This window comes from Burkholderia sp., from assembly GCF_018375725.1.
Lineage (GTDB): Bacteria > Pseudomonadota > Gammaproteobacteria > Burkholderiales > Burkholderiaceae > Burkholderia.
The window spans coordinates 1-2,950 of record NZ_JAHACR010000413.1 but is presented as its reverse complement, the minus strand read 5'-3'; the positions used below and the strand labels follow the sequence as shown (position 1 = coordinate 2,950).

General features: G+C 63.9%; 5 protein-coding genes. All 5 read right to left on the bottom strand.

Going from position 1 to position 2,950, the window contains the following annotated elements:
- Positions 1 to 468, bottom strand: a 468-nt coding sequence (locus tag KH616_RS23645; RefSeq protein WP_292253436.1) for a MotA/TolQ/ExbB proton channel family protein, incomplete at its 3' end; no start/stop codon positions are given.
- A gap of 46 nt (positions 469 to 514) precedes the next feature.
- Positions 515 to 1,252, bottom strand: a complete 738-nt coding sequence (locus KH616_RS23640) for an energy transducer TonB (protein ID WP_292253434.1) — start codon at positions 1,250 to 1,252, stop codon at positions 515 to 517.
- Between the two features lie 210 nt (positions 1,253 to 1,462).
- The gene (locus KH616_RS23635) at positions 1,463 to 1,699 is read right to left on the bottom strand and encodes a (2Fe-2S)-binding protein (RefSeq protein WP_292253431.1); all 237 of its coding nucleotides are present in this window, start codon (positions 1,697 to 1,699) and stop codon (positions 1,463 to 1,465) included.
- A gap of 137 nt (positions 1,700 to 1,836) precedes the next feature.
- Positions 1,837 to 2,667, bottom strand: a complete 831-nt coding sequence (murI, locus tag KH616_RS23630) for a glutamate racemase (protein ID WP_292253429.1) — start codon at positions 2,665 to 2,667, stop codon at positions 1,837 to 1,839.
- Positions 2,660 to 2,950 (bottom strand): shikimate kinase (locus KH616_RS23625; protein ID WP_292253427.1); only part of this gene is annotated, 291 nt, incomplete at its 5' end. The genes KH616_RS23625 and murI, both read right to left, overlap by 8 nt.

Genomic DNA, 2,950 nt, shown 5'->3' with positions numbered 1-2,950 from the left:
TGCGTGATAGATGCCCCAGACCGTGCCGAACAGGCCGAAGAACGGCGCGGTGCTGCCGATCGACGCAAGGATCGCGAGACCGCCTTGCATGCGTGCGACGCCTTCGTCCATCGTGTCTTTCAGGCAGCGCGTGATCCAGTCGGACACGTCCATCCGGTCATGCAGGTGGGGCTGCGTCTGATGATGATGATCGGCGGCTTCCTTGCCGGCCAGCGCGAGCGCAAGGAACGGATTGTCGTGCGGGGTCGATGCGGCCTGGCCGAGCTTCTTGATGCCGTCGTCGAAGTCGTCCGAATGCCAGAACGCCTGTTCTGCGTTCTTCGTCAGGCGGTTCAGGCGGATCACGTTCCAGCCCTTGATGACGATCACCAACCACGACAGGATCGACATCACGAGCAATGCGATCGCGATGAAGCGTGTCACGAAATCACCTTGCGCCCAGACGTGCGCGATACCGTAGCTTTGCATTTCTTGTTCCTTTTGAGTCTTCTTGAATCTTCCGGATGAGGCGGAGTTAGTCGGTGAGGCCGAACTTGTACGGTTGCGTACGTGCGGCACGGATCGGCTGGCCGTTTTCGATGTACGGGCGGCACGTCGACGCGCGCATCGCGGCGAGCGCGGCCTCGTCGAGACGCGGATAGCCGCTGCTTTTCTGCAGTTCGATGCTCTCGATTTTCCCTGTCACGCCGACGACGAAGTGGACATATGCGGTGCCCGATTCGCCACGACGGTTCGATATCGACGGGTAATCTGGCTTCACGAACGCACATTGCAGCGTCGGCACGTTCTTCGGCGCACTGACTTCCATTGTTTCGCGTGCGGGCCCGGGTGCGGCCGACGGCGCGGCGGCGGCCGGAGACGGGGCGGCGGGCGCGGGCGCCGCATCGGCCGCGGGGGCGGGCGTCGGCGACGGTGAGGGGGACGGAGCGACCGGCTGCGGGGTCGGCCGCGATACCTTCTGCACCGGCTTCGGATCGGCCTTGGGCTTTACGTGTGGCGTGGGCTTGGGCTGTGCCGGCTGCGGGATTGATTCGGCGGCGACTTGCTGCGCGATCGGCGTGGGTGCAAGCAGTTGGGCGCTGATCGAACGCGCTTCAACCGGCTTCTCGGGCGGCGTGTTGCGGTGAAGCCACGCCGCCGTCAGCAGGATGGCGTGTGCGGCGAACACGCCAACCGCGGCTGCGATGATGCGAGGGTTCAATCGGGAAGCGGCCGGCCAGGCGCCGGCTGGAGCGGAATGCGTAGCCTGCATGTTAGCTAGGAAGAGCGGCGCCGCGCGCGATGCGCAGCAGGTGACAGGACATCACTTGCGGAAGATCAGCAGCGAGATGCACATGGTAGTAACGAATCCGATCAGCATTTCCATGACGGGCTCCTTGGTAGGTAAGCCGTTGGCTCGCGCTGATACTGGCTTGCTGACAGGCGGGAACGGCGGCCTCGGCCGCGGGAATGCATTCGGCGATCAGGCGGCCTTGCGCTCGTAAAACGACACCGGAACCGGCTGAGCATGATGCTCGACGCCGCACCGGCTTGCGCATACGCCTTGTTCCGCCATCAGGTCACGCACGGACGCTTCGCACTTGCCGCAGCAGGTGGCCACACCGAGTTCGAACTGAAGCTCGTCGAAAGTGTTCACGCCTTCCGCGAGGGACGCGCGAATCTTGCGGTCGGATACTGACTTGCACACGCAGACGATCATGATGAGTGCGATAGCTAACGTTAATGCGAATTATTATCATTAAATTCGATCGCGTTGACAAGCCCGATTCCAGCTTTTTTGTAACAAAACCAGACCCTTAGAAGGGTTACTGAGGGAGCGTCTTGCTGGCCGTCAGCTCACGCGGCGGCCGCACACCCCTGCGCGTTGGGCGAGAAAATGGTGACGGACTCAACCGGGGCGGCGAGGCCGAGCAGCGTCGATGCGAGTGTGCGCAATTGCTGGCCGTCGCTCGTGGAGCAGAAGCGGGGCGGTGCAGCGGTAGCGAATGCGGGCGCCAGCAGATCGTGTTCGGCGAGCACGCGCTCGAGCTGGCGCGCAATGGCATCGCTGGTGTCGACAATCGTCAGACGTTCGCCGACGAGCTCGCGAATCGTTTCGGTGAAGAACGGGTAATGGGTGCAGCCAAGCACCAGCGTATCGGCGCCGGCCTCGAGCATCGGTCGAAGGTAGCGCGTGAGGAGCGCGCGCAGTGCCGGCGAACCGGTGTCGCCGCTTTCGACCGCCTGTACGAGTCCATGCCCGGGCTGACAAAGGAAGCGGCAGCCGGCGCCGTGCCGCTCGAGCAGCTGCCGGAAGCGGGCGCTGCGCAGCGTGGCCTGGGTGGCGAGCACGCCGGCGACGCCGCTCGCGGACTGCCGCACGGCCGGCTTGATGCCCGGTTCGACGCCGACAAGCGGGATGGCGAGGCGCTCTCGAACCGCGGCGATCGATTGCGCCGTGGCCGTATTGCAGGCGACGACGACCATTTTGCAACCGGCACCGACCAGCCGTCCGACCGCCTCGTCCGCCAGACGGCAGATCTCATCGGCCGGACGCGCACCATAGGGACAATTCTTACCGTCGCCCAGATAGACGAGCGACTCCTCCGGCAACTGGCGGCGGATCTCGCGCCAGACCGTCAGGCCGCCCAACCCCGAATCATATACGCCGACAGGCCGGTTATCCATTTCGTTCCTTCAGTTTTTCAGTGATAAATTCGAGGATTTCGTCGTCGCTCATCGCGCCGCCGTCGATCGTCAGCGCAGCCTGGCCGTAAAACGGCTCCCGCTCGGCCATGTTGCGCGACATGAATTCGACCAGCTCCCGGTCGTCGAGTCCCCTCAACTTGGGGCGCTTCCAACGTCCGTGAGGACTCAAACGCGCTGCGATCTGCTCCGCAGAACGGCGGATATAAACCGTCAGACCGGCTCCGTTCATACGGACCATGTTGTCCGCCCAGACGGGAAGCCC

What these genes read in the sequence shown, in the direction of transcription:
- KH616_RS23640 (WP_292253434.1), bottom strand. Translation starts at nt 1,252, where the DNA reads ATGCAGGCTACGCATTCCGCTCCAGCCGGCGCCTGGCCGGCCGCTTCC.
- KH616_RS23635 (WP_292253431.1), bottom strand. Translation starts at nt 1,699, where the DNA reads ATGATCGTCTGCGTGTGCAAGTCAGTATCCGACCGCAAGATTCGCGCG.
- murI (WP_292253429.1), bottom strand. Translation starts at nt 2,667, where the DNA reads ATGGATAACCGGCCTGTCGGCGTATATGATTCGGGGTTGGGCGGCCTG.